We start from the raw sequence: 25496 nt of genomic DNA on the forward strand, positions 1-25496 counted from the left end.
GGCTAGTATCCGCAGATGCATGCTTGACGGTCCCTCCACCCTGGCTCCTACATACCGCGTAGGAGCCGGGAGGAACATACAAGCCATGCTCGACTGCTGTACGCGGGGCAGTCTGAGAAGAGCAGTCGAGCATGGCTCGACTCTACAAGAGTGGGTCAAGCCGCTTGCTTGATGCGCGCGCCCGGCAGTTCCACCAGGGTCTGGCCATTGTGGTCAAGCAGGCGCAGCGCGCCATCATGGTCTTCGGCCAGCGCGGTCAGGCTCTCCACCCAGTCGCCGTCGTTGGCATAGACCAGGCCATCGCGCTCGATCAGCGCGGCGCGGTGGATGTGGCCACAGACGATGCCATCCAGTCCGCGCCGCCGCACGTCGTCCAGCCCGGCCTGCACGAAGCGTTCGATGTAGCGTTCGGCCGCACCGCTGCGCTTCTTCAGGAACTCCGACAGCGACCAGTAGCGCATCCCCAGCAGCCGCCGCACCGCATTCAACGCCTGGTTGCCGGTCAGGATGCGGTAGTACAGCCAGTCACCGAACTTTTCCTGCAGGCCACCGAAGTGGGTCACGCCGTCGTACTCGTCCCCATGCGCAACGAGCAGGCGACGGCCATCGGCGGTCACATGGATGGCGCGGCGGCGCACCTGCATCGCTGGGAGCATCAGCCCGCACACGTGGCGCAGTGACGCGTCATGGTTGCCGGGGATGTAGACGATCTCGGTCCCGGCACGGCGCAGCGCGTGCAGGGCCTGGATGACTTCGCTATGCGACTGGCGCCAGTTGGCGCGGCGATGCGCCATCCACCACAGGTCGATGATGTCGCCCACCAGGTACAACCGTTCGCAGCGCAGCTGCGAGAGGAACCGCGCCAGCTCGGTGGCATGGCAATGACGTGACCCCAGGTGCACGTCGGAGACGAACACTGCGCGCCGGTGCGGCGACAGGTTCGCCAGCGCGCTCATGCCGGCGCCCCCGCGTCGCGCAGGTAGCGTTTGCGCTTGTTCGGCCTGATCGCGCACAGGTCCACTTCAATCAGGCCGTCGATCGAATCACTGAAGTCCGGGTCGACACCGAAGGCAAGGAAACGGGCGCCACCGGGTTCGCACAGATCGGTGTACTGGCGATACAGCGTCGGCACGCCGGTGCCGAGTGCGGCCAGGTTGGCCTTGAGCACATCGAACGCGGCACCTGCATCCAGCTCGCCGAAACTTGGCGGCGCGGCGAAGTACTGGAACGGGCGGTTCGATTCGGCCAGGCCGGCGGTACCGCTGTAGTAGCGCTGGTAGTACGCCACCAGCTGCTCGCGTGCATCGCGTGGCAGCGCTGCGCTGATCGACACGGCGCCGAACAGGTAGCGGATGCCGGGCCGGCACTGCAGGTAGGCACCGATGCCCTGCCACAGGTAGTCCAGGCTGCGGCTGCCCCAGTAATCAGGCACCACGAAGCTGCGGCCCAGTTCCAGGCCTTCGGCGATGTGGGTGATGGCGTCGTCGGAATAGCGGAACAGCGACGCGCTGTAGAGCCCGGACAGGCCGTGCCGGGCCAGCGCGTGGGCACCACGCATGATCCGGTAGGCGCCGGCGATGCGCTGCGCGGCCGCGTCCCAGATCACGATGTGTTCGTACCGCGGATCGTAATCGTCCAGATCGCGGCTGCGCCCGGTGCCCTCGCCTACCTGGCGGAAGGTCAGCTCGCGCAGACGCCCCAGCTCCAGCAGCAGCGGCGAATCGGCGGTACAGGTCGCCAGCAGGATCTGCTTGCCGTCGGCGGTCTGGCCCAGCTGGGTCGCCGCGGCGATGCCTGCGGCCACCTGTGAAGGCGGCACCGGGGACGCCAGCGGCTCGGCGCCTGCTACAGCAGCTGCATCGCCCGCGGCCCCATTACGGCCCAGCGCATACAGCGCGCGGCGCACCGCCAGCAGCTGTGCGCCCGGGTCGCCGCCCTTGCCCAGCTGCATCGGCTCACCGATGCGCAGCCGCAGCGGACGGCCACGACGGGTGAACATCTCGCGCGCCAGCAGCGCGGTGCCCGCCGGCTTGAACAGGGTCGAGGCGCCGTAGAACAGCGCCGAGTTGCGCGCCTCCACACGCACCGGCAGCACCGGCGCGCCAGCGGCACGGGCAAAGCGGACGAAACCGCGCTGCCAGCGACCATCACGGATGCCGCGCAGCGACAGCCGCGAGACCTCGCCGGCCGGGAACACGATCACGCACTGCTCGGCGGCCAGCGCCTCTTCGACGGCATGCAGGCTGCCACGCTGGGCCTTGCCACCGAGGATGCGTACCGGCAGCAGCAGGTCCTGCAGTGGCGCGATTGCCCCCAACAGGTCGTTGGCCACGATCCGCACGTCACGGCGGATGCGGCCGACCGCGTCCAGCAGAGCGAGGGCATCCAGTGCCCCGGAGGGATGGTTGGCGACGATCAGCAGGCGGCCGGTGGCCGGGATCCTGGCCAGCGCGGCCGGATCCACCTGGTACTGGCCGTCGATGAACTCCAGGCCGGCGGCGACGAAGCCGAAGCCACGCAGGCCTGAGCTGCGCTGCAGGAAGGCTTCGATCTGGTCCAGCCGCGACCAGCGACCGACGCTGCGCAGCAGTGGTCGCGCCAGTTGGCCCCGGCGGCCATGGAACCAATCGGGGAAGCGTTGCTGGAGACGCTGTTCAAGTTCCTGCATGGCGGATCCACTCATGCCCGGCGGCCGGATTGGCCGACAGCCTGCGCCCGGCAGGCGGCAGCCAGATGGCGGTTTTTGGGCAGAACGATGACGGCCGCACAGCCGCTGCCGGGCGTTGTGGCCCGCGCAGTCGGGGCCGGTAGCCGCCCGCTGCGTTGTCACGCTGGTGGAACACTGGACCTCGAGGCTGAGCCCCAATCCCGGCCGGACGGCCCCTGCCGGGGCTACGCGGGCTTAACCACCGGCAACCGGTACAGGTTCACAATGCACAGGCGGCGCACCCCGTGTATCATTCGCGCCCATCTTTCCATCCGAATCAAGGGATATTACGCCTGATGTCCAGCTATCTCTTCACCTCCGAGTCGGTCTCCGAAGGCCATCCGGACAAGGTTGCCGACCAGATCTCCGATGCGGTGCTGGACGCGATCCTGACCCAGGACCAGCGCGCCCGCGTGGCCTGCGAGACCATGGTCAAGACCGGTGTTGCCATTGTGGCCGGTGAGATCACCACCAGCGCCTGGATCGACCTGGAAGCGCTGACCCGCAAGGTCATCACGGACATCGGCTATGACAGCTCCGACGTCGGCTTCGACGGCGCCACCTGTGGCGTGCTGAACCTGATCGGCAAGCAGTCGCCGCACATCGCCCAGGGCGTGGATCGCAAGAAGCCGGAAGAAATGGGCGCTGGCGACCAGGGCCTGATGTTCGGCTATGCCACCAACGAGACCGACAGCTACATGCCGGCCGCGATCCACCTGTCGCACCGCCTGGTCGAGCAGCAGGCCAAGATCCGCAAGAAGAAGAACTCGCCGCTGTCGTGGCTGCGCCCGGACGCCAAGAGCCAGGTCACCCTGCGCTATGAAAACGGCGTGGTCTCGGCCATCGACGCCGTGGTCCTGTCGACCCAGCACGCCCCGGGCATCAAGCAGAAGGACCTCATCGAGGCCGTCCGCGAAGAGATCATCAAGCCGGTGCTGCCGGCCAAGTGGCTGCACAAGGGCACCAAGTTCCACATCAACCCGACCGGCAAGTTCGAGATCGGCGGCCCGGTGGGCGACTGCGGCCTGACTGGCCGCAAGATCATCGTCGATACCTACGGCGGCTGGGCCCGTCACGGTGGTGGCGCCTTCTCCGGCAAGGACCCGTCCAAGGTCGACCGTTCGGCAGCCTACGCGGCCCGCTACGTGGCCAAGAACGTGGTTGCCGCCGGCCTGGCCGACCGTTGCGAAGTGCAGGTCTCCTACGCCATCGGCGTGGCTGAGCCGACCTCGATCTCGGTCACCACCTTCGGCACCGGCAAGATCAGCGACGACAAGATCGAGAAGCTGATCCGCAAGCACTTCGACCTGCGCCCGTACGGCATCATCAAGATGCTGGACCTGGTGCACCCGATGTACCAGCAGACTGCGGCCTATGGCCACTTCGGCCGCAAGCCGAAGGAGTTCAGCTACCTCAACGGCGAAGGCGAGACCGTCAACGCCACGGCCTTCTCCTGGGAGAAGACCGACCGCGCTGCCGCCCTGCGCGCCGATGCGAAGCTGAAGTAAGAAACACGAAGGGCCGCTCACGCGGCCCTTCTGCTTCTGGTAGAGCCGGCCGCTGGCCGGCTTTTTCATGGCCTCCGGAAACAATCGCGTGGTTGCCGGCCAGCGGCCGGCACTACCGGTTGCCGATACAATCGCCCCATGTCGACCGAACTCAAAACCCACCAGCTGTCCATGACCGTGCTGATGTCGCCGGAGATGGCCAATTTCTCCGGCAAGGTCCACGGCGGCGCCATCCTGCGCCTGCTCGACCAGGTCGCCTACGCCTGCGCCAGCCGTTACGCCGGCAGCTACGTGGTCACCCTGTCGGTGGACCAGGTGATGTTCCGCCAGCCCATCGCGGTGGGCGAGCTGGTCACCTTCCTGGCCTCGGTGAATTACACCGGCACCTCGTCGATGGAGATCGGCATCAAGGTGGTGGCCGAGGACATCCTCAAGCGCAGCGTGCGCCACGCCAACAGCTGTTTCTTCACCATGGTGGCCGTGGACGAGGAAGGCCGGCCGACGCCGGTGCCGTCGTTGCAGCCGGTCACGTCGGACGAGAAGCGCCGCCAGGCAGCCGCATTGATCCGCCGCCAACTGCGCCAGGAAATGGAGCAGCGCCATCTGGAACTGCTGGCGTCGAACCCGCCGTCGCCGGAAGAGTGAGGTAGCGCCGGCCGCTGGCCGGCAACCTCGCGCGTGCTGCCAGACATCATGAGGTTGCCGGCCAGCGGCCGGCACTACCATTTCGAATTCGCCGGGCCACGCCCGGCGGATGCATTTCACCCGGTGTTCTGCACACCCTGCGAAACACCGTTCACGCAGGCCACCAGCGCGCGCAGCAGCTCGTCATCCTCGCGCCCGCTTTCGCGCCAACGCTGCAGCAGATCCACCTGCAGCACGCTGATCGGATCGACATAGGGATTGCGCAGACGGATCGACAGCGACAGCCGCGCATCGTGGTCGAGCAGCGTCTGCTGGTCCATCAGCGCCAGCAGCCAGTGCCGGGTCAGTTCCAGTTCGCGCTGTACCTGCGGGAAGAAGCGCCCGTGCAGGTCGCCCGACAACAGCGAGAACTGCTCGGCAATGGTGATATCCCCCTTGGACAGCACCATCGCGATGTCGTCCAGGAAGGTACGGAAGAACGGCCAGTCACGTGCCATCTCGCGCAGGGTCTGCTCGTGACCAGCATCGACCGCCGCCTGCAGTCCGCTGCCCACGCCATACCAGCCGGGAATGACGGCACGCGCCTGGCTCCAGGCGAACACCCACGGAATCGCACGCAGGTTGCCCAGTGCTGCGTCCTGACCGAGCCGGCGCGACGGACGCGAACCCAGCGTCATCCGCTCGATCACGTCGATCGGCGTGGCCGTGCGGAAGTAGTCCATGAAGCCAGACTGGCCGACGAAGGTGCGGTAGACCTCGCTGCTGGAGCCGGCGACCACATCCATCACCGGCCGCCAGTCATCCTCGCGCGGCTCCGCTGCACGCGGGCGCAGGCTGGCGCGCAGCACCGCACCCGTGGCCTGTTCCAGCGAGCGCAGGGCCAATGCACGGATGCCGTACTTGCGGTGGATCACCTCGCCCTGCTCGGTCACCCGCAGGCGGCCATCGATGCTCCCGCGCGGCGAGGCGTCGACCGCATGCGTGGTCTTGCCACCACCACGGCTGATCGAACCGCCACGGCCATGGAAGAAGGTCAGGCGGATGCCCGCCTCGGCCGCCACTTCCATCAGTTCCACCTGTGCACGTTGCAGGCCCCAGCGTGAGGCAGCGATGCCTCCGTCCTTGCTGCTGTCCGAGTACCCCAGCATCACCATCTGCACGTCATCGCGTGCACGCAGATGCGCACGGTACACCGGGTCGGCCAGCAGGTCGCGCAGGGTCGCGGTGCCACGCTTGAGGTCGTCCACGGTTTCGAACAATGGCGCAATATCCAGCGGCACCGCCCCGCCCGCTTCCACCAGGCCGCCACGGCGTGCCAGCGCAAGCACGGCCAGCACGTCACTGCGGTCGTGTGCCATCGAGATGATGTAGCTGCCCAGCGCATCGCCACCATGGCGCACACGCGCATCGGCCAACGCCGCAAATACCGCATCCAGACGCTGGTTGCCTTCGTCGTCGCCCTTCGGCAACGGCGCGTCACCACTGGCATGCGGCGCCAGCAGACGCGCACGCCCCACGGTATCGAGACTGTCCCACGCTGCGTCGCCGCCCAGCACGGTGGCCAGCGCGCGCGCATGCACGCTCGATTCCTGGCGCACGTCCAACCGTGCCAGGTGGAAGCCGAAGGTCTTCACCCGCCACAGCAGGCGCTGTACGGCGAAGCCACCGGCATGTTCGCCGCGGTTGGCGCGCAGGCTGTCGAGGATCAACTGCAGGTCCTCGATCAGTTCATCAGGGCCGGCGTAGGCGCCTTCGCCGTCATCCAGCGTGGCCTGCAGGCGTGCACGCATGCGGTCATTGAGCAGGCGGTAGGGCATGTCGGCATGGCGCGGGCGCGACTGCACCTGCGGCAGCAACTGGTGGTACTGCGCCACGCGCGCCTGCAGTGCATCGCTTACGCCCACCCGCTCGGTGGACTGGCTGAGCAGGCTGGCCAGCTGCAGCAGTTCCTTCTGGTAACGGCCCAGTACCGCCTGCCGCTGCGCATCCAGCGTATTGCGGATGGTATGGGCATCCACGTTCGGGTTGCCGTCCATGTCGCCGCCCACCCAGGTACCGAAACGCAGCAGGCGCGGCAGCGGCAGTTCTTCGCCATAGGTATCGCGCAACGCCTGCTGCAGCGATTCGTACAGCACCGGAATCACCCGGTACAGCACCTGCACCAGATAGAAGCCGACGTGCTCGCGCTCGTCATCCACGGTGGGCCGCACCGGTGAGGAATCGGTGGTCTGCCACGACGCGGTGAGCGCCATGCGGAAGCGCGCGGCATCGGCGGCGGCCTCACCCGGGGTGCGCTGGCCGTCGAGGTTGTCGACCAGGCTGGCCACCATCAACTGCTCTTTTTCCAGCAGCGCGCGGCGTACCGCTTCGGTCGGGTGTGCGGTGAACACCGGTTCAATGTCGATGCGTGGCAGCCACTGCGCCAGCTCGTCCAGGCCCACACCCTGCGCCTTCAGGTGCTGCAGTGCATCCTGCAGGCCATCGGGCTGCGCCCCTGCGGTACCGGCGCGCTGGTAGTCACGGCGACGGCGGATGCGATGCACGCGCTCGGCGATGTTGACCACCTGGAAGTAGGTGCTGAAGGCCCGCACCATGGTTTCGGCCTGCTGCGGCGTGCGCCCGGCCAGGCCATCGGCCAGCTCCGACAACGGCGCCTGGTTCTCGCGGCGGGCGATGGCGCGGGTGCGCACGTCTTCCACATCGTCGAGGAAGGCGGCGGAGACCTGTTCAACCAGCAGGTCGCCAACCAGCGCGCCGAGCCGGCGCACATCATCGCGAAGCGGAAGATCGGGGGAAGCAAACTCGATGCTGCTGCGGTACTCGTTCATCGGCGACGCACAGGCCTCGGTCATCGGATCCAGACCCCAAGCCTATCCCAGAACGGGCATCGTGCTGCGTTGCAAAAATGGTTTCATCTGGTAGTGCCGGCCGCTGGCCGGCAACCTCATGGACCTACGCGACCTGAGGTTGCCGGCCAGCGGCCGGCACTACCGGGTCACGTCAGCGCTTCTTCTTCGCCTTGCCCTGCTCGGCCGGGCCGATGGTCTGTTCCAGCCAGCGCTCGCTTTCGGCCAGCATGGTCATGATCGACTCGCGTGCACGGTAGGCATGCGATTCGTTCGGCAGCATCACCAGGCGCGCGGTACCACCCAGGCCCTTCACTGCGGCGAACATGCGCTCGCTCTGCATCGGGAACGTGCCGGAGTTGTTGTCGTCCACGCCGTGGATGAAGAGGATCGGATCCTTGATCCTGTCGGCGTAGTTGAACGGCGCCATCTTCTGGTAGACGTCCTGCGCCTGCCAGTAGTTGCGCTCCTCGGCCTGGAAGCCGAACGGCGTAAGCGTGCGGTTGTAGGCGCCGCTGCGCGCGATGCCCGCCTTGAACAGGCGCGTATGCGCCAGCAGGTTGGCGGTCATGAACGCACCGTAGGAATGGCCACCAATGGCGATGTGATCGCGATCGGTCACGCCACGGCGCACCACTTCATCCACGGCTGCCTGCGCGTTGGCCACCAACTGTTCGATGTAGGTGTCGTTCGGCTCCTTGTCGCCCTCGCCGATGATCGGCATCGACGGGCTGGCCAGCACCACATACCCCTTGGCCAGGAACGCCTGCGGGCCCCAGTAGCTGACCGAATTGAAGCGGTACGGCGAATCGGTCACCTGGCTGGCCGCAGCCGCACTCTTGAACTCGCCCGGGTAGGCCCACATCAGCAGCGGCCGCGGGCCGTCGCGCTTCGGGTCGTAGCCCGGCGGCAGCAGCAGGGTCGCGGTCAGGTCGACGCCATCCTTGCGCTTGTAGCGGATCTGCTCCTTCTGCACGCCCTTCAACTGCGGCAGCGGATGCGCGAAGTGAGTCAGCGCACGCGGTGCAGCACCGGCATCGGCCAGCGACTGCACGTAGAAGTTGGCCGGCTCATCCGGGCTCTCGCGGCTCAGCAGCAGCGAGCTGGCCTGGTTGTCCAGCAACGCCACCGGCAGCGCATAGCTCGGCGCCTGCGAGTGGAACAGGCGGGTGGCCTTGCCCGTGGCAACGTCGAAGCGGTCCACGAACGGACGATCGCCTTCCGGCGATGCACCGGCACCGGCCAGATACAGGCTGCTGCCATCGGCGCTGGTCTGCAGCAGCGAGCGCCCGCGGTCGTCGCTGGACAACAGCGGCCGGCCCGGATCGGAATAGCGGTCCTGCCCGTCGCGATCCCACAGCAGGCGCGGCTCGGCTCCGGCATTGTCCGGGGCGATCAGCCAGGTCCTGGTCTTGCGCGTCTTCCACCACGACTCGGTCAGCAGGGCCAGGTCGCCACGGCCCCAGTTGATGCCCACCAGACGGCTGCCGAGCTGGGCCAACGTGACCGGCGGCTTGTCGAACGGCGCAGCCTGCATCAGCACCGCATCGCGCACCTTGGCCTCCCTGTTCGGGTCGCCGCCGTCCTGGGCTTCGGCCCAGACCAGCGTGGCATCGGCATCACCACGCCAGCTGATATCGCGCACGCCGGTCACTTCAGCGTCGTTGCCGGTCGGCAAACCTTCCACCAGCGGACGCACGGCCACGGTGTGCACCAGCTTGCCGCTGGCACGGTCGATCACTTCAATGCGGCGCGGGAAACTGCTCACCGGCACCACGTAGGAATACGGCCGCTGCACCGGCTGGCGCAGCACGAAGCGGCCATCCGGCGACACCGCAAAGCCCATGAAGATGCCAGCTGCGCCGATCGCGCGGGTGTTGCCATCCAGGCTGACTTCCATCGGCTGGGTGGTGGCGTAGTAATCGAACTGGCGCGCGTCGGCCTCGTTCTTCAGCAGGTCCTGGTAGGTACGGATCGACACCACGCCGCCGCCCTGGCTGGTCTGCTGCACGGCCGGGCCGGTCGGAATGCCGTCGGCGGCCGGGGCCGCACCAAGGTTGGCCGGACGGGTGAACACCACCAGGCCGCGGCTGTCCGGCAGCCACTGGTAGCCACTGCCGATCACCGTGTTCAGGCCGGCGACCAGACGACGGGCGCTGCCGCCGGCCACATCCACCAGCCACAGTTCATTGGCGCCGCTGGCGGCGTCGACCTGGTTGAAGGCCAGCCACTTCTGGTCCGGCGACCACATCACGCTGGCGATCGACAGCGTGGCCGGCAGGCCGCTGATCTGCCGTTCCTTGCCGTCGGCCACGTTCATCAGCCACAGCTTCTCGCCGAAGCTGAAGCGGCTGTCGGAGAAGGTGCGCGGGTTGATGCGCAGGCCGGCCAGCTTCAGTTCCGGCTGCGCCACCACCTGGATCGACGGCAGCGACGGCATCTGCATCATCGCGGCGACATCGCGGCGTGGCGACAGGTACAGCGAGGGCGCGCGCGGCGCGTCCACCACCGCCTGCAGCGCCGCCGACGGCAGTTCGTAGCCGTTGACGCCCTGGGCCTGTACCTGGGCGGGCTGCGGGGACGCGGCCCAGGCCAGCGGAGCCACCGCCAGCAGTCCCATCGACAGGACCAGGCCGGTCCAGCGCCGTGTGCGGCGCGCGTGCATGCTCATCGTTCCACCTGTGTGATGCGTGAAAACACCGACCTTAACAGGCCGTGCACGTGATCCCACCTGCCGATGGTTGGGTCATCCGGATGTCACGCCGGGGCCGCGATATAATGGGGGTTCTCCCCTGCCGAGGGGCGCTGCGACCGGATCCCATGAGGCCCGGCCAGGCTCGGTAAGGTGGCTTTGTAACAACGGCGCCCGGCTAGATGCGAGCACCCGCTCGCCCACAACCGGAGCACACGAATGAACGCTGTTGCCAAGACCTTCTCCACCGAAGGTGATTACAAGATCCGCGACATCACGCTGGCCGACTGGGGCCGCAAGGAACTGGACATCGCCGAGCACGAAATGCCGGGCCTGATGTCGATCCGCCGCAAGTACCAGGCCGAGCTGCCGCTGAAGGGCGTGCGCGTGACCGGCTCGCTGCACATGACCATCCAGACCGCGGTGCTGATCGAGACCCTGAAGGACATCGGTGCCGACGTGCGCTGGGCCTCGTGCAACATCTTCTCGACCCAGGACCACGCCGCTGCCGCCATTGCCGCCACCGGCACCCCGGTGTTCGCCTGGAAGGGCGAGACCCTGGAAGAGTACTGGGACTGCACCCTGGACGCGCTGACCTTCACCCTGGCCGACGGCACCCTGACCGGCCCGGAGCTGGTGGTCGACGACGGCGGTGACGTGACCCTGCTGATCCACAAGGGCTACGAGCTGGAAAACGGCAGCGACTGGGTCAACACCGCCTCTGCCTCGCACGAAGAACAGGTCATCAAGAACCTGCTCAAGCGCGTCGCCAAGGAGCGCCCGGGTTACTGGGGCCGCGTGGTCAAGGACTGGAAGGGCGTCTCCGAAGAGACCACCACCGGCGTGCACCGCCTGTACCAGCTGGCCCAGGCCGGCACCCTGCTGATCCCGGCGATCAACGTCAACGACTCGGTCACCAAGAGCAAGTTCGACAACCTGTACGGCTGCCGCGAGTCGCTGGCCGATGGCCTGAAGCGCGCGATGGACGTGATGCTGGCCGGCAAGGTGGCCGTGGTCTGCGGCTACGGCGACGTCGGCAAGGGCTGCGCGGCCTCGCTGCGTGCCTACGGCGCGCGCGTCATCGTCACCGAGATCGACCCGATCTGCGCCCTGCAGGCGGCGATGGAAGGCTATGAAGTCAACACCATCGAATCGACCCTGGGCCGTGCCGACCTGTACGTTACCACCACCGGCAACAAGGACATCATCCGCATCGAGCACCTGAGCGCGATGAAGGACCAGGCCATCGTCTGCAACATCGGCCACTTCGACAACGAGATCCAGGTCGATGCGCTGGTGTCGTTCGCCGGCATCAAGCACGTCAACATCAAGCCGCAGGTGGACAAGTACATCTTCCCGAACGGCAACGCGATCTTCCTGCTGGCCGAAGGCCGCCTGGTGAACCTGGGCTGCGCCACCGGCCACCCGAGCTTCGTGATGTCCAACAGCTTCGCCAACCAGACCCTGGCACAGATCGACCTGTGGGCGAACAAGGACAGCTACGAGAAGAAGGTCTACCTGCTGCCGAAGAAGCTGGACGAAGAAGTGGCCCGCCTGCACCTGGAAAAGATCGGCGTGAAGCTGACCACCCTGAGCCAGGAACAGGCCGACTACATCGGCGTGCCGGTGGAAGGCCCGTTCAAGCCGGACCACTACCGCTACTGATCGTTTTTATCTATCCGACGGGGCCTTACCGCCCCGTCGGTTTGAGGGACACAACATTGTTGAGCAACAGCAGTGTTACACGACTCGGCGAGCAGCTGAAGAATGGTAATGACGATGCCAATACGCTCACCGAGCTAGAAGCATATCGTTCAGAATTCGTACCCGCATACAACCACGTAGTTCGAATCCTGAAAGATAAGCTGCTTCTTTCGGTCACCGGGCGCTTCAAATCAACAATTTCGATCATTGAAAAATTGAGACGAAGCAGCAGCAGACTTGCTCAAATTCAAGATATTGCGGGTTGCCGCGTCGTCGCCACTACGACAATGGAGCAGAGGGAGATTGCCGACTCTCTCAGACAGTGGTTTCCTGACATTAAATTCATTGATCGCACTACACGCCCAAGTAACGGTTACAGAGCTATACACGCACTTGTTCGACATGATGGCCGCGTTGTCGAAATTCAAATCAGAACGCTCATTCAGAATTTCTGGGCAAGCATCTCAGAGAAGGTCGCCGATCTCCATGGTCAGGAAGTCAAATACGGAGGGGGGCCTCCGGAATTGCAGCGCCACCTCATTGATCTCTCAGAAGCATTCAGAGTGGCCGAGGATCGCAACGAGCAGTATGCACTGACGCACGTTAGCGTGGTGCAAGCGAAGCGTTCTGGCGTCTCCAAAGACACTTGGAAGAAGCTTCGCGACGATAAATCTAGCGCCAAGAAGAGATATGAAAGCGCCATGAGCCACGTTAGCAAGCTACTTGCTAGCAAGCTGCTTAAGGGAATCTAAATATGTATTACCTTGTTCACTACAATCGGCGCTCCAGATCAGTCCTCAGGCTAAGTGAGTTTGTGGACAGACCTTCTGCATCACGCGAAAAGCTCGCAATTGAGATCAGCCTAATTGGGCACGACGACGGACACGAGGTCGTCATACTGGAAGCTAAGGACATGACAGACCTTCAGCGCAGTCATAGCAGATACTTCGCTGATTTGACGAAGCTAAATCCTTTTGGCCGCAGGACCGAATAGGTCTGATGGTGCAGTAGCCTCGGTCAAGGCAACACCCCTGCCCCGCGCTACGATGCCCCCATGACCCCGGCCATCAACCTGCTCAAGCGCGAGAAGATCGCCCACACCGTGCGCAGCTACGTGCACGACGCCCACGCCGAATCGTATGGGGGCGAAGCCGTCGACAAGCTCGGCCTCGACCCGGCCCAGGTGTTCAAGACCCTGCTGGCCAGCACCGAAACCCACGAGCTGCTGGTGGCGATCGTGCCGGTGGCCGGCCAGCTGGACCTGAAGGCGCTGGCCGAAGCAGCCGGCTGCAAGAAGTGCGAAATGGCCGCGGCCGATGCCGCGCAGCGCGCGACCGGTTACCTGGTCGGTGGCATCAGCCCACTCGGGCAGAAGAAGCGCCTGCGCACCTTCCTGGACGCCAGCGCGCAGGCATTGCCCGCGCTGCATGTCAGCGCCGGTCGCCGCGGCCTCGAGGTGGAACTGGCGCCGACCGACCTGCTGCGATTGACGGCCGGCCACTACGCCGCCATCGGCAAGTCACGCTGATGCGCTGGCCGTGGTCTGCAGCACCGATACCCCGGCTCGACGAAGCACAGGCCGACGTGCTGCTGCAGGACCTGTTGTCGCGCGATGCAACGCGCATCACCGATGCCGCGCGTACGGTCGCTCGGCTGTTCAGCGCCTCATCGTTGGACGCGCTGGTCGCGCATGTGGATACGATCGAACGCAGCTGCCAAGGCATCGCCCTTGGCGGCATGCTGATCAGCAACCAGGCGCACCTCAAGGCGGCCCTGCAACGGCTGCGCTACTGGCAGGCACGCGAAGGCTGCCTGTGCGCGCTCTACCCATCCTATGTGTTCTTCAGTCCCGAGCCGCTGCTGGAACAAGGTCACGTGCAGCTGCGTGCACGGGGCGAAGCGGAGGACGGCTGGGGCGAATGCTACCGGCTGACGTGCACCTGCTGCGCGCAGCAATGGAGCGCGACCGAGCGCGAATACCACTACACCTGGTGGGAGTGGAAGCCCGAGCCCGCCCTGCAGACGCCTTAGTTGAGCTTGAACGTGACCGTGCCGCGTATCAGGCTCATGCTTGGTGCCTTGCCTGCCGCTTCACGCTCGTAGCGCCAGTCACGCGCGTGCTTGAGCGCCGCCGCATCGAGCAGCGGGTAGCCGCTGGATCGGGACAGGATGATCGCCTGGGTCTTGCCCTGCGCATCCAGCAGCAGCATCAGCTCGACACCTCCCTGCTGGGCCTCGCGCATGGCGGCCGCAGGATACGTCGGGACCGACGAAAGTCGCCGCTGGTGCCAGCCTCCTTCCCGGGCAATCAACGGCGTGCTGGAAGAGAGTGGGCAACGTGCAGGCATCTGCAGGTCGAAGCCTGCAGCCCCTTGCGAAGGCCGGGTGGTGGCTGGCGCACCACAGGCGATCGCAGACACGCTCTGCAGCAACGACTGCTGACGCGAAAGCGCTGCAGCGTCATCCGCTTCCACATGGAACGTGCAGCGCCCCAACGTTGCCTGCGCCTGCAGTGAACCCACGCCGGCATCACGGATCGGCGTCACGTCGGACAGGGCACCACAGGCGGCGCCTGCATCGTACTTTGCTGCCGAGCCTTCACTTGCGGCCAGCAGACCTGCGGCGACCCATGCAAACGGCATCCAACTGCGAACATCCATCCCTGTGCTCCCTGCGTTGATTCACTGCCATGGTAGCGCCCCGCTGCAATCCTCCCTGTTCACATGCCGACTGTCCGGCCGCAGCGTGGGCTCACGGCCGCCAGTTGGCGTTGTTCTCCCAGAACGCGACGGAGCGCTGGTAAGCCTCGCGATCCAGCGGCACACCGGAACCGCCCTCCTCCACGCCCAGTGCATTGCGCATCATGGTGATTGGTGCCATCGGCACTTCCTCGGGCTCGGAGGTATAGATGCAACCGACGATGCCCCAGTCGGCTTCGATCGGTGAACCCTCCTTCGCCAGCTGCCCGGCGCTGTACAGGATTACCACCAGGTAGTTCGCGCGCGGTGATTCCACGCCCTCGAACCAGCGCACCAGCACCGGCAGTTCCTCACGGTTGCGCGCCTCATAGCCGCTGCGCAGCTGGTGGCGGTTGGCGTCGGTGACCGGCACCGTCAGGCAACGCGTGCTGGTCCAGTTCTCGTAGACGAACAGCTTGCAGAACGGGGCGTAGCCATCGAGCACCTTCAACGGCGCGTGCGCATTGAGGTGTGCCTCGAACTGCTCGGCAGTACAGTCCTGGATGGTGTTGCCGCGCGGCACGCGCGGGAACAGGCGGGGACGGGCGAAATCGGTGAGGACGATGGACATAGCAGGGCGTGGTCAGGAGTTCCACCGCACAGGGTAACCGCCCCGGAGGCAGGCAGGGCCGGATGCCGATGGTCACTGGCGCCCGCGTCCGGCTTGCAGCACTCTGCGGGCGACCCAATGCAAGGATCGCCGGCTCATGGATGCAGCACACGCCTTGCCCCGTTCCGCCCGCCGTCGGCGATGGCCGATCGCCCTGGCCGTCCTCCTGCTGGCGCCGCCATTGCTGTTCACCGCCGCCCTGCTCTGGCCGCTGTCGGCACCGCCGTTGCCCGAGCCGGGCAACAGCCGCATGATCGTCAACGCGCGGGTGGTGGACGTCGCGCGCGGCCAGGTCAGCGAACCCACCACAGTGACAGTGCGCAACGGCACGATCACTTCCATTGGCGAAGCTCCACGGGACACCGCGTTGCCGGTGCTCGATGCCGGTGGCCGCTGGCTGCTGCCCGGTTTCTGGGACATGCACACCCATGCACTGCAGTTGTCGCCGCAGCTGCAGTTCCCGCTGATGCTGGCCAACGGCATCACCGGCACCCGCGACATGATGGACTGCCCGCAGGCCACCGATCCGCTGATCGCCTGCGTGGCCGACAAGCGCCGCTGGACCGCACAGGCCATTGCCGGGCAGCAGGTTGCACCGCGCTTCGTGCAGATCGCCAGTTTCTACTTCGAGGATCCATCACTCGCGCCGGAGGCCGCCGCCGAGCGTGCACGCACGTACAGCGCGCGCGGTGTCGACGCGTTGAAGGTCTACAACCAGCTGCGTGCGGACACCTACCAGCGGCTGGCCACCGAGGCGCAGCAGCTGCGCCGTCCGTTGATCGGCCACCTGCCCAAGGCCGTGCCTCTGGACGCCGCGGTGCGGGCGGGCCAGCGCAGCTTCGAGCATGCCCATCTGTTCGTACGCCACTGCTTCGACAACGCGGCGGCGTGGCGCGGTGGCACGCTCGACAGTGAGGATCCAACCGCGCTGGCCGAACGCATGGTCGGCGGCTACCAGCCCGCGCTCTGCAACGAGGCGTTCGGTGTGATGCAGGCCAGCGGTGCCGCGTTCGTACCCACCCATGTCACCCGCGAAGAGGATGCGCGTGCGCGCGACCCCGCCTTCATCAACGATCCACGTCTGGCCTATCTCGATCCACTTTCGCGCTGGGCATGGCGCGATGATCTGACGGCCACCACCGAACGCTATCCTGGCCTGCGCGGCGAAGACGCGTTGAAGGCGTACTTCGAGCATGGACTGGCCCTCACCGGTGCCGCGCATCGTGCCGGCGTCACCGTGCTGGTCGGCACCGATACCGGGCTGGGTGGCTTCCGCTATCACGAGGAACTGCAGTGGCTGCGCCAGGCAGGCCTGAGCCAGGCCGACGTGCTGCGCGCGGCAACGCTGCACGCGGCGCGTCATCTGGAGCTGCAGGCATCGCATGGCAGTGTCGAGGTCGGCAAAGCCGCCGACCTGGTATTGCTCGACGGCAACCCGCTGCAGGACACCGCCAACACCCGTCGTGTGCACGCGGTGCTGCTGGCCGGGCACCTCTACGACCGCTCGCGGCTGGATGCACTGCTCGCCTACACCCGCGCGCAGGCACGTTCACCGGCGGTGATGGCGCGCCTGCTGTGGGGCTTCATCACCAGCCCGGTCAGTGCCGAGCTGTAGCGGCAACTACAACGCCATCCGCTCGCGCAGTTCACGCGCCTGCCGGCGCGACACCTCCACCTCGCTGCCGTCGTCCAGTGCCAGGTCATAACCATCAGCGATGCTGGGCGTCACGCCTCGGATACGGCGCAGGTTGACCAGCGTGTTGCGGTTGGCACGGAAGAACAGATCCGGCGGCAGGCGTGCCTCCAGCGCACTCAGGCTGCGGGTCAGCAACGCGTTCTGGTCGCGGAACCACAGCCGCGTGTAGTTGCCATCCACCACCAGCCGGCGGATCTCCGAGACCGCGACGAACCAGCAGCGTTCGCCCTCGCGCACGAACACCTGGTCCTGAGCGCCCAGCGTGCTGCGCGGCTCCGGCGTTTCGCCCGCCACCACCTCGCGCTGGCGCGCCCGCTGCAACGCTTCCAGCAAGCGCGGTGCCTCGACCGGCTTCACCAGATAGTCCAGCGCGTTGGCCTGGAACGCGCGCACCGCGTAGGTGTCATAGGCGGTAACGAACACCACCGCCGGCACCGCCTCCAGCCCGTCCAGCACATCGAAGCCACTGCCGGACGGCATCTGCACATCCAGCAGCACCAGGTCCGGCGCCAGTGTGGCGATCGCCTCGCGTGCGGCAGGCACATCGTCGGCTTCGCCCACGCACTGCACCCACGGCAGCGCCGACAACAGCGTGCGCAGCTCCTGCCGCGCCAGCCGCGCATCATCAACGATCAATACGCGCAGCACGCCACTCATTGCGGAATCTCCAGCAGGGCCTGCATGCGGTCGCCGACCGGCTGCAGGGTGAAACGACCTTGCGTACCGAGCTGCGCACGCAGGTAGGCCAGGCCGACGCCATGCCCAGGGGTGGGCTCGTTGGCGCTGCCCAGCGGATTGTCCACCTGCAGGCGCAGCACGTCATTGTCCAGCGTGGCACGGATCTGCACCTCGCCGCCGCCGGGGCGGCTGGCGATGCCGTGCTTGATCGCGTTCTCCACCAGCAGCTGCAAAGCCATCGCAGGCAGCTGCGCCTGCATGGCATCGGCATCGATCTGCTGCCGCACCTGCAGGCGCTGCTCGAAGTGGATGGCCTCGATGGCCAGATAGTCGTCGACCACCGCCAGTTCCTCGGCCAGCGTGACCTGCTCGCTGCGGTTGTGCGCCAGCGCCTGGCGCAGCGTGCGCGACAGGCGGGTGACCATGTCGCGCGCACGCTCAGGATCTTCCAGGATCAGCGCACGCAGGTTGTTCAGCGCATTGAACATGAAGTGCGGGTTGAGCCGCGCACGCAGCGCATCGCGTTCCAGCGCACTGCGCTCGGCTTCGGCGCGCAGGCGGGCCAGTTCCGCCCCGCGTATCCGGCGCAGGCTGTGCAGGCTTGCCCAAAGCGCTGCCCACAGGGCCAGCATCACCGCAGTGGTGTACCAGTAGAGCAGCAGCGCCTTGGGGCTGAAGTCGGCCGTCTGCCGCCCCAGGCTCACCCAGTTCCAGGCCAGCGCCGAGTGCAGCGCGATGTTCACCAGCAGCTGCGCCACTGCCGCGCCCAATGCCACCGACAGCGCCAGCCGCAGCAACAGCCCGGCCGTACCGCGCGCCCACCAGTCGGCGCGCAGCGCCAGCGCACGGATGGCACCGCTGCACCCGAACAGGGCCAACGCCAGGCCCAGCGTGATCAACACGCCCGCGCTTCCGGCATCGCTGAAATAGGTCTGGCGCAGGCCGATTCCGGCAACGCCATAGAGCGCCCACACCAGCGCATTGAGCAGCCAGAAGCGTACCGTCGAGGAGGAATCCGGCATGTCCATTTCCAGGCGTGTTGAAACTCAGTGGTGGTGGTCGAGGAAGGCCTGCACCTGACCGCGCAGCCAGCGCGGATCATCCCACATCAGGAAGTGGAAACCCTGCGCGCTCATCGCGATCTGCACGCCCCGCAGTTTCGCGTACTGCGCCTGGAACACCGCGCGCGTGCTGTCCTCGGTGCCGCCCATCGGCTGGTAGCCGGCCCAGCTGCCCAGCACCAGCGTCGGTGCGGTGATCGAGGCGATGCTGTCACGCAGGTCGGTGGTCATCACCGCATGCATGGCGTCAGCGGTGGTCTGGCGGTCGCTGGCTTCGCCCCAGCGCCCCAGCTCGGCCTGCCGCTGCGGATCGCGGGTCATGCCCGGCAGGCCGGCCTTCAGCTGCGCCTGCCACTGCGCGGCATCGGCGGCGAGCATGCCCTTGCGCAGCTGGTCAGCCATTGGCCGCACGCTGTCTGCGGTGGCGTTCGGGTCACGCGCCGCCGGCAGGAACGGCAATGCGTCGACCACCGCCAGCGCACTGACTGCCTTCGGCTCGGCCTGCGCCACCTGCAGCCCCAGCAGGCCGCCAAGACTGTGGCCGATCACCACCACCGGGCCCAGCTGTTGGTCATGCAGGTAGGCAAGCAGCTGCCCGCGCATGGCCGGCAGGAATTCGGCCGGGCGCGGGTCGGCTGGCGCAGCGCCGGCAAAGCCCGGCAGCTGCACCAGATGGCACTGCACGTCCTTCAGCGCCAGGCAGGTCTCGCGCCAGACCTCGGCGCTGCTGTTCAGGCCGGGGATCATCAGCAGCGGACGGCCCTTGCCGACCACCTCGACCTGCACCTTGCCCGCCGCCGGGGCGCTGGCGGCGTGCGCCGAGCCGGAGCCGAGCACGGCCATCGCCATGCCGATCATCGCCAGCCGGGCCAGGGCCTTCATTGCATACCAGAGTGCCAGGAAGATCTTCATCGTCTGCTCCTTCGTCAGGTGGGTGGTCCCGGAATGGGCTCAGCGTGCCGCCGGCCACGGCACCCGGAGGGCGATTTCGGAGCAGCGGCCGATCGCCGGGGCGAACGGTCGCAGGCGGCTGACGATGTACGTCCGCATAAATTGACAACATCCATCTTGATGAAGCGATATACTAATCCGCACCCGCCGCTGCCGCCCGTGCCATGACCGCCATCAGCTTCGAGTTCTATCCGCCCAAGACCGACGAACAGCGCAGCCAGCTGGACCGCGCCGCGGCCAGGCTGAAGGACTACGGTCCCGAGTACGTGTCGTGTACCTTCGGCGCCGGTGGCTCGACCCTGAGCTATACCTCCGAGACCGTGCGCCATCTCAACCAGCACCATGGCTTCGATGCCGCACCGCATCTGTCCTGCGTCGGCGGCACCCGTCAGGAAATCCGCGAGCTGCTCAAGCTGTATCGCGCCATCGGCTGCCGCCGCCTGGTCGCGCTGCGCGGCGATCTGCCGTCGGGCATGGGTTTCCCCGGTGACATGCGCTATGCCGCCGAACTGATCGACTTCATCCGCGCCGAGCACGGCGATGCGTTCCATATCGAAGTGGGCGCGTACCCCGAAACGCACCCGCAGGCTTCCGACGCACTGGCCGACCTGAAGCATTTCAAGGCCAAGATCGACGCCGGTGCCGATGCGGCGATCACCCAGTACTTCTTCAACCCTGATGCCTACTTCCATTTCGTCGACGAAGTGCGGCGGCTGGGCGTGCAGGTACCGATCACGCCCGGCATCATGCCGATCGCCAACTTCAGCCAGCTGCGCCGCTTCTCCGAACAGTGCGGTGCGGAGATCCCGCGCTGGATCAGCCGCAAGATGCAGGCTTATGGCGATGATGCAGAGTCGGTGCGTGCATTCGGCACTGAAGTGGTGGCCAAGCTGTGCCAGCGCCTGATCGAAGGCGGCGCACCCGGCCTGCACTTCTACACCTTGAACCTGGCCAAGCCGACCACTTCGGTGCTGAAGCTGCTGCAGGGCTGAAAGCACGGCGCGCAAGCGTGATCGGCGCTACCCTGCGAGGATGATCCGGCTTTCCTTCCTGCTGTTGCTGTTGCTGCTGCCGCTGTGCGTGCTGTCGAGCGTCGCCCACGCACAGTCCACGCGCCTGAACCGCTGCACCGATGCCCAGGGCCAAAGCGTCTACACCGACCGGCCCTGCGACAGCCTGGGCGCGCGGTCGCGGTTGCCACCGCCTGCGCCCGCCGGCAATACCCTGCAGCGCGACACCTTGGGGGCACGCTGCCCGCGGCGGCTGAGTGAACTGGTGGACGCGCTGCGCATCGGCATCGTCAGCAACGATGTGAATCGGCTGTCCTCACTGTATCTGTGGGGCGCGGTTTCCGATGCGGGCGCGCAGCGCATCCTCGGCCAGCTGGAATCCTTGGCGCGGCGGCCCCTGGTGGACGTGGTGCCGGTGTATCCGTCACAGGCGCTGCAGCAATCGCAGGATGAGGATCAGAGCCCTGCCGTGTTGGGATCCGACCCTGTGGCCTCTGTGGCGCGGCAACCCATCGGCCTGCGCCTGGAGCAGACGTTGCCCGGCAGCGCGTCGCGCGCGTCGACGGTGCTGGGGTTGCGGCGCCAGTACGGGTGTTTCTGGATCACGTTGTGATCGGGCGGGGTCAGAGCCCTGCTGCGCAGGGATCTGACCCCGCATGCCGGCTCACTCCGGCCACAGCGCGCGGATGGCGGCGATGCCCTGCCCACCATGGCGACGCGCTTCGGCGATGTGACCGCGGCCCATGCCGCCCAGCGCATAGATCGGCAGTGACACCTGCGCGCGCAGCTCGGCGAACGCGTTCCAGCCCAGCGGCACGGCATCGGGATGGCTGGCCGTGGCCTGCACCGGGCCCAGCACGGCGAAGTCGCAGCCCAACCGCTGTGCGGCCTGCAGCTGCTGCAGGTCATGGCAGGACGCGGCCACCAGCTGGCCTTCGGGCAGCGGACGCTGCGACAGCTCCAGCAGCTGCTCGCTGCCCAGGTGCACCCCAACGCCCAGTACGCGCGCGCGTTCGATATCGCGGTTGAGCAGCCACTGCACCCCGCTGCGACGATGTGCGCGCACGGCCTGTTCGACCATCGCCTGGCGCTCCGGATGTGCCGTCGGCAACCGCAGCTGGATGCGCTGCTGGCCCGCCGCCACCACACGCTGCAGCTGCTCATGCCAGTGCTGCACGCCGTCGGCGTCATCGGCCGGCGCCGGGGTGATCAGGTAGCTGTCGGGTTGGCGCAGCGCGGCCACCACCGGCAGATCGGCCGGTGGCATCGAATAGCGACCAAGTTTATCCGGCGCCACCCAGGTAATGGCCTGGCCCTCGCGGCCACGTGGCGTCCCCTTCCAGCTGCGCACGTGGCGCACTTCCAGGGTCAGGTGCTTGTCCGGGTAGCGCTGCGGCACATCCATCAGCCATTCGCCGACATCGGCTTCGATGCCCAGTTCCTCGCGCAGCTCGCGAACCAACGCCTGCTCGGAGGTCTCGCCGGATTCGCGCTTGCCGCCGGGGAACTCCCACAGGCCGGCCATGTCGCGGTTCTCGGTACGACGGTTGAGCAGCACGCGGCCACGGGCGTCGGTGATGACGGCGGCCACGACGTGGATCGATCGGGTGGGGGGAGCCATGGGGGAAGCATGCCCAGAACAGGGCGGCCCGCGCAATCTCGGATCGGGCCGGATCAGCCCCACGAAACAGCCGCCATGAAAAAAGAGCCCCGCTTTCGCGGGGCTCTTCGGGGTCAGCTCAGCTGGCCGTGGCAGTGCTTGTACTTCTTGCCACTGCCGCACGGGCATGGATCGTTGCGGCCGATCTTCGGCTCATCGCGCTGCGCCTGTGCAATGCCCTGCTGGGCAGCCTGCACCTGCGCGGCTTCCTCGTCGGCACTGTAGCCGCCCACGTCCTGGTGCTGGAACTGCGACTGGCTCAGGCGCGCTTCGGCCTGCTGGCGTTCGGCTGCTTCCAGCGCCTGCACTTCCTCGTCGCTGCGGATGCGCACGCGCGACAGCAGGGTCACCACTTCGCGCTTGACGTTCTCCAGCATGTCCGAGAACAGCTCGAAGGCTTCCTTCTTGTACTCCTGCTTCGGCTGCTTCTGCGCGTAACCACGCAGGTAGATGCCCTGGCGCAGGTAGTCCATGCGCGCCAGGTGCTCCTTCCAGCTCTGGTCCAGCACGGTCAGCATCACGTGCTTCTCCAGCGCACGCATGGTTTCCTCACCGACACCGGCTTCCTTCTCGGCGAAGTGCTGGTTGACGCGCTCCTGCACCTTGGCGGCGATGGCTTCGGCGTCCAGCTCTTCGTGCGACTTGACCAGATCGGTCAGCGACATCTGCAGGCCGAAGTCCGACTCCAGGGTTGCTTCCAGGCCACGCAGGTCCCACTGCTCGTCGATCGAGTTCGGCGGCACGAAGCGGGCCACCACGTCGAAGATCACGTCGTCGCGGATGCCGTCGACGTTGTCCTTCACCGACTCGGCGTCCAGCAGCTCGTCGCGCTGGGCGTAGATCACCTTGCGCTGGTCGTTGTTGACGTCATCGAAGTCCAGCAGGTTCTTGCGGATGTCGAAGTTGTGGGCCTCGACCTTGCGCTGCGCCTTCTCGATCTGGCGGCTGACCAGGCGGTCCTCGATGACGTCGTCTTCCTTCATGCCCATCATGCGCATGGCCTTCTGCACCCAGTCGGAGGCGAAGATGCGCATCAGGTTGTCTTCCAGCGACAGGTAGAAGCGGGACGAACCCGGGTCACCCTGGCGGCCCGAACGGCCGCGCAGCTGGTTGTCGATACGGCGCGATTCATGGCGCTCGGTACCGACGATGTGCAGGCCGCCGGCAGCCTTGACGGCCTCGTGGCGCTTCTGCCAATCGGCCTTGACCGCGGCCTTCTGTTCGTCGGTCGCGCCTTCGCCCAGCTCGTGGATCTCCGCTTCCAGCGAACCGCCCAGCACGATGTCGGTACCGCGGCCGGCCATGTTGGTGGCGATGGTCACGGCCGCCGGACGGCCGGCATTGGCGACGATGGTCGCTTCGCGGTCATGCTGCTTGGCGTTGAGCACTTCGTGCTTCACGCCCGCCTTGCGCAGGTGCTCGGACAGCATTTCCGAGGTTTCGATCGAGGTGGTACCCACCAGCACCGGCTGGCCGCGCTTGGCGCACTCTTCGATGTCGGCCAGCACCGCATTGAACTTGCCCTTGCGGTTCAGGAATACCTGGTCCGGGCTGTCCTTGCGGATGGTCGGGCGGTTGGTCGGGATCACCACCACTTCGAGGCCGTAGATGCTCTGGAACTCGAAGGCTTCGGTATCAGCCGTACCGGTCATGCCGGACAGCTTCTTGTACATGCGGAACAGGTTCTGGAAGGTGATGCTCGCCAGCGTCTGGTTCTCGCGCTGGACCGGCACGCCTTCCTTCGCTTCCACCGCCTGGTGCAGGCCATCGGACCAGCGGCGGCCGGACAGGGTGCGGCCGGTGAACTCATCGACGATGACCACTTCGCCATCGCGCACGATGTAATCCACGTCACGCTGGTAGATCGCGTGCGCGCGCAGCGCGGCGTTCAGGTGGTGGACCACGGTCAGGTTCTGCGGCGCGTACAGGCCTTCGGTCTCGCCGTCGAGGATGCCGGCCTCGACCAGCAGCTGCTCGGCGTGCTCCATGCCCGCTTCGGACAGGTGCACCTGCTTGCCCTTCTCATCGACCCAGAAGTCGCCTTCGCCGTCTTCCGCTTCCTGCTTGACCAGGTTCGGCACGACGCGGTTGACGCGGATGTACAGCTCCGGGGAATCGTCGGCCGGGCCGGAGATGATCAGCGGGGTACGCGCTTCGTCGATCAGGATGGAGTCGACTTCGTCGACGATGGCGTAGTGCAGGCCGCGCTGGTAGCGGTCGGCCTTGGACAGCGCCATGTTGTCGCGCAGGTAGTCGAAGCCGAATTCGTTGTTGGTGCCGTAGGTGATGTCCGAGGCGTAGGCTTCGCGCTTGTCGCTGTGCGGCATGCCCGGGTACACCACGCCCACGCTCAGGCCCAGCCAGTTGTACAGCTTGCCCATCTGCGCGGCGTCGCGGCGGGCCAGGTAGTCGTTCACGGTGACCACGTGCACGCCCTTGCCTTCCAGCGCGTTGAGGTACACCGGCAGGGTCGCCACCAGGGTCTTGCCTTCACCGGTGCGCATTTCTGCGATCTTGCCCAGGTGAAGCACCATGCCGCCGATCAGCTGCACGTCGTAGTGGCGCATGCCCAGCACGCGGCGACCGGCTTCGCGGCAGACCGCGAACGCTTCCGGCAGCACCTTGTCCAAGGCTTCACCGTCGGCGATGCGCTGCTTGAACTCCGGCGTCTTGGCCTGAAGCTGCTCGTCGGAAAGCTTCTCGATCTCCGGCTCCAGCGCATTGATCTTGGCGACGATGCGGTTGAGCTGGCGCAGCTGTCGTTCGTTACGACTGCCAAATACGCGGGTAAGCAGGCTGTTGATCATTGAAGGAACCGGGTTGGATGGACACGACGCCCGGCCTCCCCCTTGGGATCCGTCCGCCGCAAACGAAACAGGGCGCCTGGCGCCCTGTCGATGGCAACACCCATTGTAGCTTGGGACGGCCGCAAGGGGTTTCAACCCTTTGGCGGCAATGGCATCCGAACACTCCCGGTAGTGCCGGCCGCT

General features: G+C 66.5%; 20 protein-coding genes and 1 riboswitch. Of the genes, 9 read left to right on the forward strand and 11 right to left on the reverse strand.

Features of this window, described 5'->3' with window-relative positions; all coding sequences use genetic code 11:
- Positions 1-155 precede the first annotated feature (155 nt).
- Together ACMZ91_RS18510 and olsF are read right to left on the reverse strand one after the other, a co-directional pair.
- A complete protein-coding gene (locus ACMZ91_RS18510) occupies positions 156-956 on the reverse strand; it encodes a UDP-2,3-diacylglucosamine diphosphatase (protein ID WP_032129692.1) in 801 nt (266 codons plus the stop codon).
- Positions 953-2668, reverse strand: coding sequence for a bifunctional ornithine lipid synthase OlsF (gene olsF / locus ACMZ91_RS18515; protein ID WP_414578580.1), 1716 nt, complete (start codon positions 2666-2668; stop codon positions 953-955). The genes ACMZ91_RS18510 and olsF overlap by 4 nt, the downstream gene beginning before the upstream one ends.
- A 335-nt stretch (positions 2669-3003) precedes the next feature.
- Here olsF and metK point away from each other — a divergent pair, with 335 nt between their 5' ends.
- Both metK and ACMZ91_RS18525 read left to right on the forward strand, forming a co-directional pair.
- Positions 3004-4215, forward strand: a complete 1212-nt coding sequence (gene metK / locus ACMZ91_RS18520) for a methionine adenosyltransferase (RefSeq protein ID WP_010481882.1) — start codon at positions 3004-3006, stop codon at positions 4213-4215.
- A gap of 138 nt (positions 4216-4353) precedes the next feature.
- Positions 4354-4860 (forward strand): acyl-CoA thioesterase, encoded by a 507-nt coding sequence (locus ACMZ91_RS18525; RefSeq protein WP_049399791.1) that lies wholly within the window; start codon positions 4354-4356, stop codon positions 4858-4860.
- A 116-nt stretch (positions 4861-4976) separates the two neighbouring features.
- On the opposite strand, the gene ppc is transcribed toward ACMZ91_RS18525, so the two are convergent.
- Positions 4977-7688 (reverse strand): phosphoenolpyruvate carboxylase, encoded by a 2712-nt coding sequence (gene ppc / locus ACMZ91_RS18530; protein WP_049461628.1) that lies wholly within the window; start codon positions 7686-7688, stop codon positions 4977-4979.
- A gap of 172 nt (positions 7689-7860) precedes the next feature.
- The gene (locus tag ACMZ91_RS18535) at positions 7861-10377 is read right to left on the reverse strand and encodes a S9 family peptidase (protein WP_049461608.1); all 2517 of its coding nucleotides are present in this window, start codon (positions 10375-10377) and stop codon (positions 7861-7863) included.
- A gap of 120 nt (positions 10378-10497) precedes the next feature.
- A riboswitch (S-adenosyl-L-homocysteine riboswitch) is annotated at positions 10498-10581 on the forward strand.
- Between the two features lie 36 nt (positions 10582-10617).
- On the opposite strand from ACMZ91_RS18535, the gene ahcY reads away from it, so the two are divergent.
- From ahcY to ACMZ91_RS18555, 4 genes are all read left to right on the forward strand, one after another.
- Positions 10618-12063: an adenosylhomocysteinase gene (gene ahcY, locus ACMZ91_RS18540; protein ID WP_014036003.1), complete on the forward strand. Its 1446-nt coding sequence runs from the start codon at positions 10618-10620 to the stop codon at positions 12061-12063.
- A 59-nt stretch (positions 12064-12122) separates the two neighbouring features.
- A complete protein-coding gene (locus ACMZ91_RS18545) occupies positions 12123-12854 on the forward strand; it encodes a GTP pyrophosphokinase (protein WP_161802495.1) in 732 nt (243 codons plus the stop codon).
- A 302-nt stretch (positions 12855-13156) separates the two neighbouring features.
- Positions 13157-13630, forward strand: a complete 474-nt coding sequence (gene ybaK / locus ACMZ91_RS18550; RefSeq protein ID WP_049425053.1) for a Cys-tRNA(Pro) deacylase — start codon at positions 13157-13159, stop codon at positions 13628-13630.
- Positions 13630-14133: a hypothetical protein gene (locus ACMZ91_RS18555; RefSeq protein ID WP_049461611.1), complete on the forward strand. Its 504-nt coding sequence runs from the start codon at positions 13630-13632 to the stop codon at positions 14131-14133. The genes ybaK and ACMZ91_RS18555 overlap by 1 nt, the downstream gene beginning before the upstream one ends.
- Here the strand turns inward: ACMZ91_RS18555 and ACMZ91_RS18560 are convergent.
- Both ACMZ91_RS18560 and ACMZ91_RS18565 read right to left on the reverse strand, forming a co-directional pair.
- Positions 14130-14762, reverse strand: a complete 633-nt coding sequence (locus ACMZ91_RS18560; RefSeq protein WP_080356504.1) for an energy transducer TonB — start codon at positions 14760-14762, stop codon at positions 14130-14132. The two genes, ACMZ91_RS18555 and ACMZ91_RS18560, sit on opposite strands and share 4 nt — an antisense overlap.
- A 91-nt stretch (positions 14763-14853) precedes the next feature.
- Positions 14854-15411 carry a DUF3228 family protein gene (locus tag ACMZ91_RS18565; protein WP_049461613.1) on the reverse strand — a complete coding sequence of 186 codons (558 nt, stop codon included), beginning with the start codon at positions 15409-15411 and terminating at the stop codon, positions 14854-14856.
- Between the two features lie 136 nt (positions 15412-15547).
- On the opposite strand from ACMZ91_RS18565, the gene ACMZ91_RS18570 reads away from it, so the two are divergent.
- Entirely contained in the window at positions 15548-17065 is a 1518-nt protein-coding gene (locus ACMZ91_RS18570) for an amidohydrolase family protein (RefSeq protein ID WP_049461614.1), read from the forward strand.
- Positions 17066-17071: 6 nt separating this feature from the next.
- Here ACMZ91_RS18570 and ACMZ91_RS18575 read toward each other — a convergent pair whose 3' ends face one another.
- Genes ACMZ91_RS18575 through ACMZ91_RS18585 form a run of 3 tightly spaced genes read right to left on the reverse strand, consistent with a single transcriptional unit; the run spans position 17072 to position 19797 of the window.
- On the reverse strand, positions 17072-17803 hold the full coding sequence (locus ACMZ91_RS18575) for a LytR/AlgR family response regulator transcription factor (RefSeq protein ID WP_049461615.1): 732 nt from the start codon (positions 17801-17803) through the stop codon (positions 17072-17074).
- Positions 17800-18846 carry a sensor histidine kinase gene (locus ACMZ91_RS18580; RefSeq protein ID WP_049461616.1) on the reverse strand — a complete coding sequence of 349 codons (1047 nt, stop codon included), beginning with the start codon at positions 18844-18846 and terminating at the stop codon, positions 17800-17802. The genes ACMZ91_RS18575 and ACMZ91_RS18580 overlap by 4 nt, the downstream gene beginning before the upstream one ends.
- A 24-nt stretch (positions 18847-18870) precedes the next feature.
- Complete coding sequence (locus tag ACMZ91_RS18585) at positions 18871-19797, reverse strand: alpha/beta fold hydrolase (RefSeq protein WP_049461617.1); 927 nt, start codon at positions 19795-19797, stop codon at positions 18871-18873.
- Positions 19798-20000: 203 nt separating this feature from the next.
- Here ACMZ91_RS18585 and metF point away from each other — a divergent pair, with 203 nt between their 5' ends.
- Both metF and ACMZ91_RS18595 read left to right on the forward strand, forming a co-directional pair.
- Entirely contained in the window at positions 20001-20828 is an 828-nt protein-coding gene (gene metF, locus ACMZ91_RS18590; RefSeq protein WP_049399801.1) for a methylenetetrahydrofolate reductase [NAD(P)H], read from the forward strand.
- 40 nt (positions 20829-20868) lie between these two features.
- Positions 20869-21459: a DUF4124 domain-containing protein gene (locus ACMZ91_RS18595; RefSeq protein WP_049461618.1), complete on the forward strand. Its 591-nt coding sequence runs from the start codon at positions 20869-20871 to the stop codon at positions 21457-21459.
- A gap of 51 nt (positions 21460-21510) precedes the next feature.
- Here the strand turns inward: ACMZ91_RS18595 and ACMZ91_RS18600 are convergent, their stop codons facing one another.
- Together ACMZ91_RS18600 and secA are read right to left on the reverse strand one after the other, a co-directional pair.
- Positions 21511-22467 (reverse strand): Nudix family hydrolase, encoded by a 957-nt coding sequence (locus tag ACMZ91_RS18600; protein ID WP_049461619.1) that lies wholly within the window; start codon positions 22465-22467, stop codon positions 21511-21513.
- 113 nt (positions 22468-22580) lie between these two features.
- Complete coding sequence (gene secA / locus ACMZ91_RS18605; RefSeq protein ID WP_032129708.1) at positions 22581-25313, reverse strand: preprotein translocase subunit SecA; 2733 nt, start codon at positions 25311-25313, stop codon at positions 22581-22583.
- Positions 25314-25496 lie beyond the last annotated feature (183 nt).

Origin of the sequence: Stenotrophomonas sp. FR024 (genome assembly GCF_047500745.2) — a bacterium.
In the GTDB taxonomy this organism is placed as follows: domain Bacteria; phylum Pseudomonadota; class Gammaproteobacteria; order Xanthomonadales; family Xanthomonadaceae; genus Stenotrophomonas; species Stenotrophomonas maltophilia_A.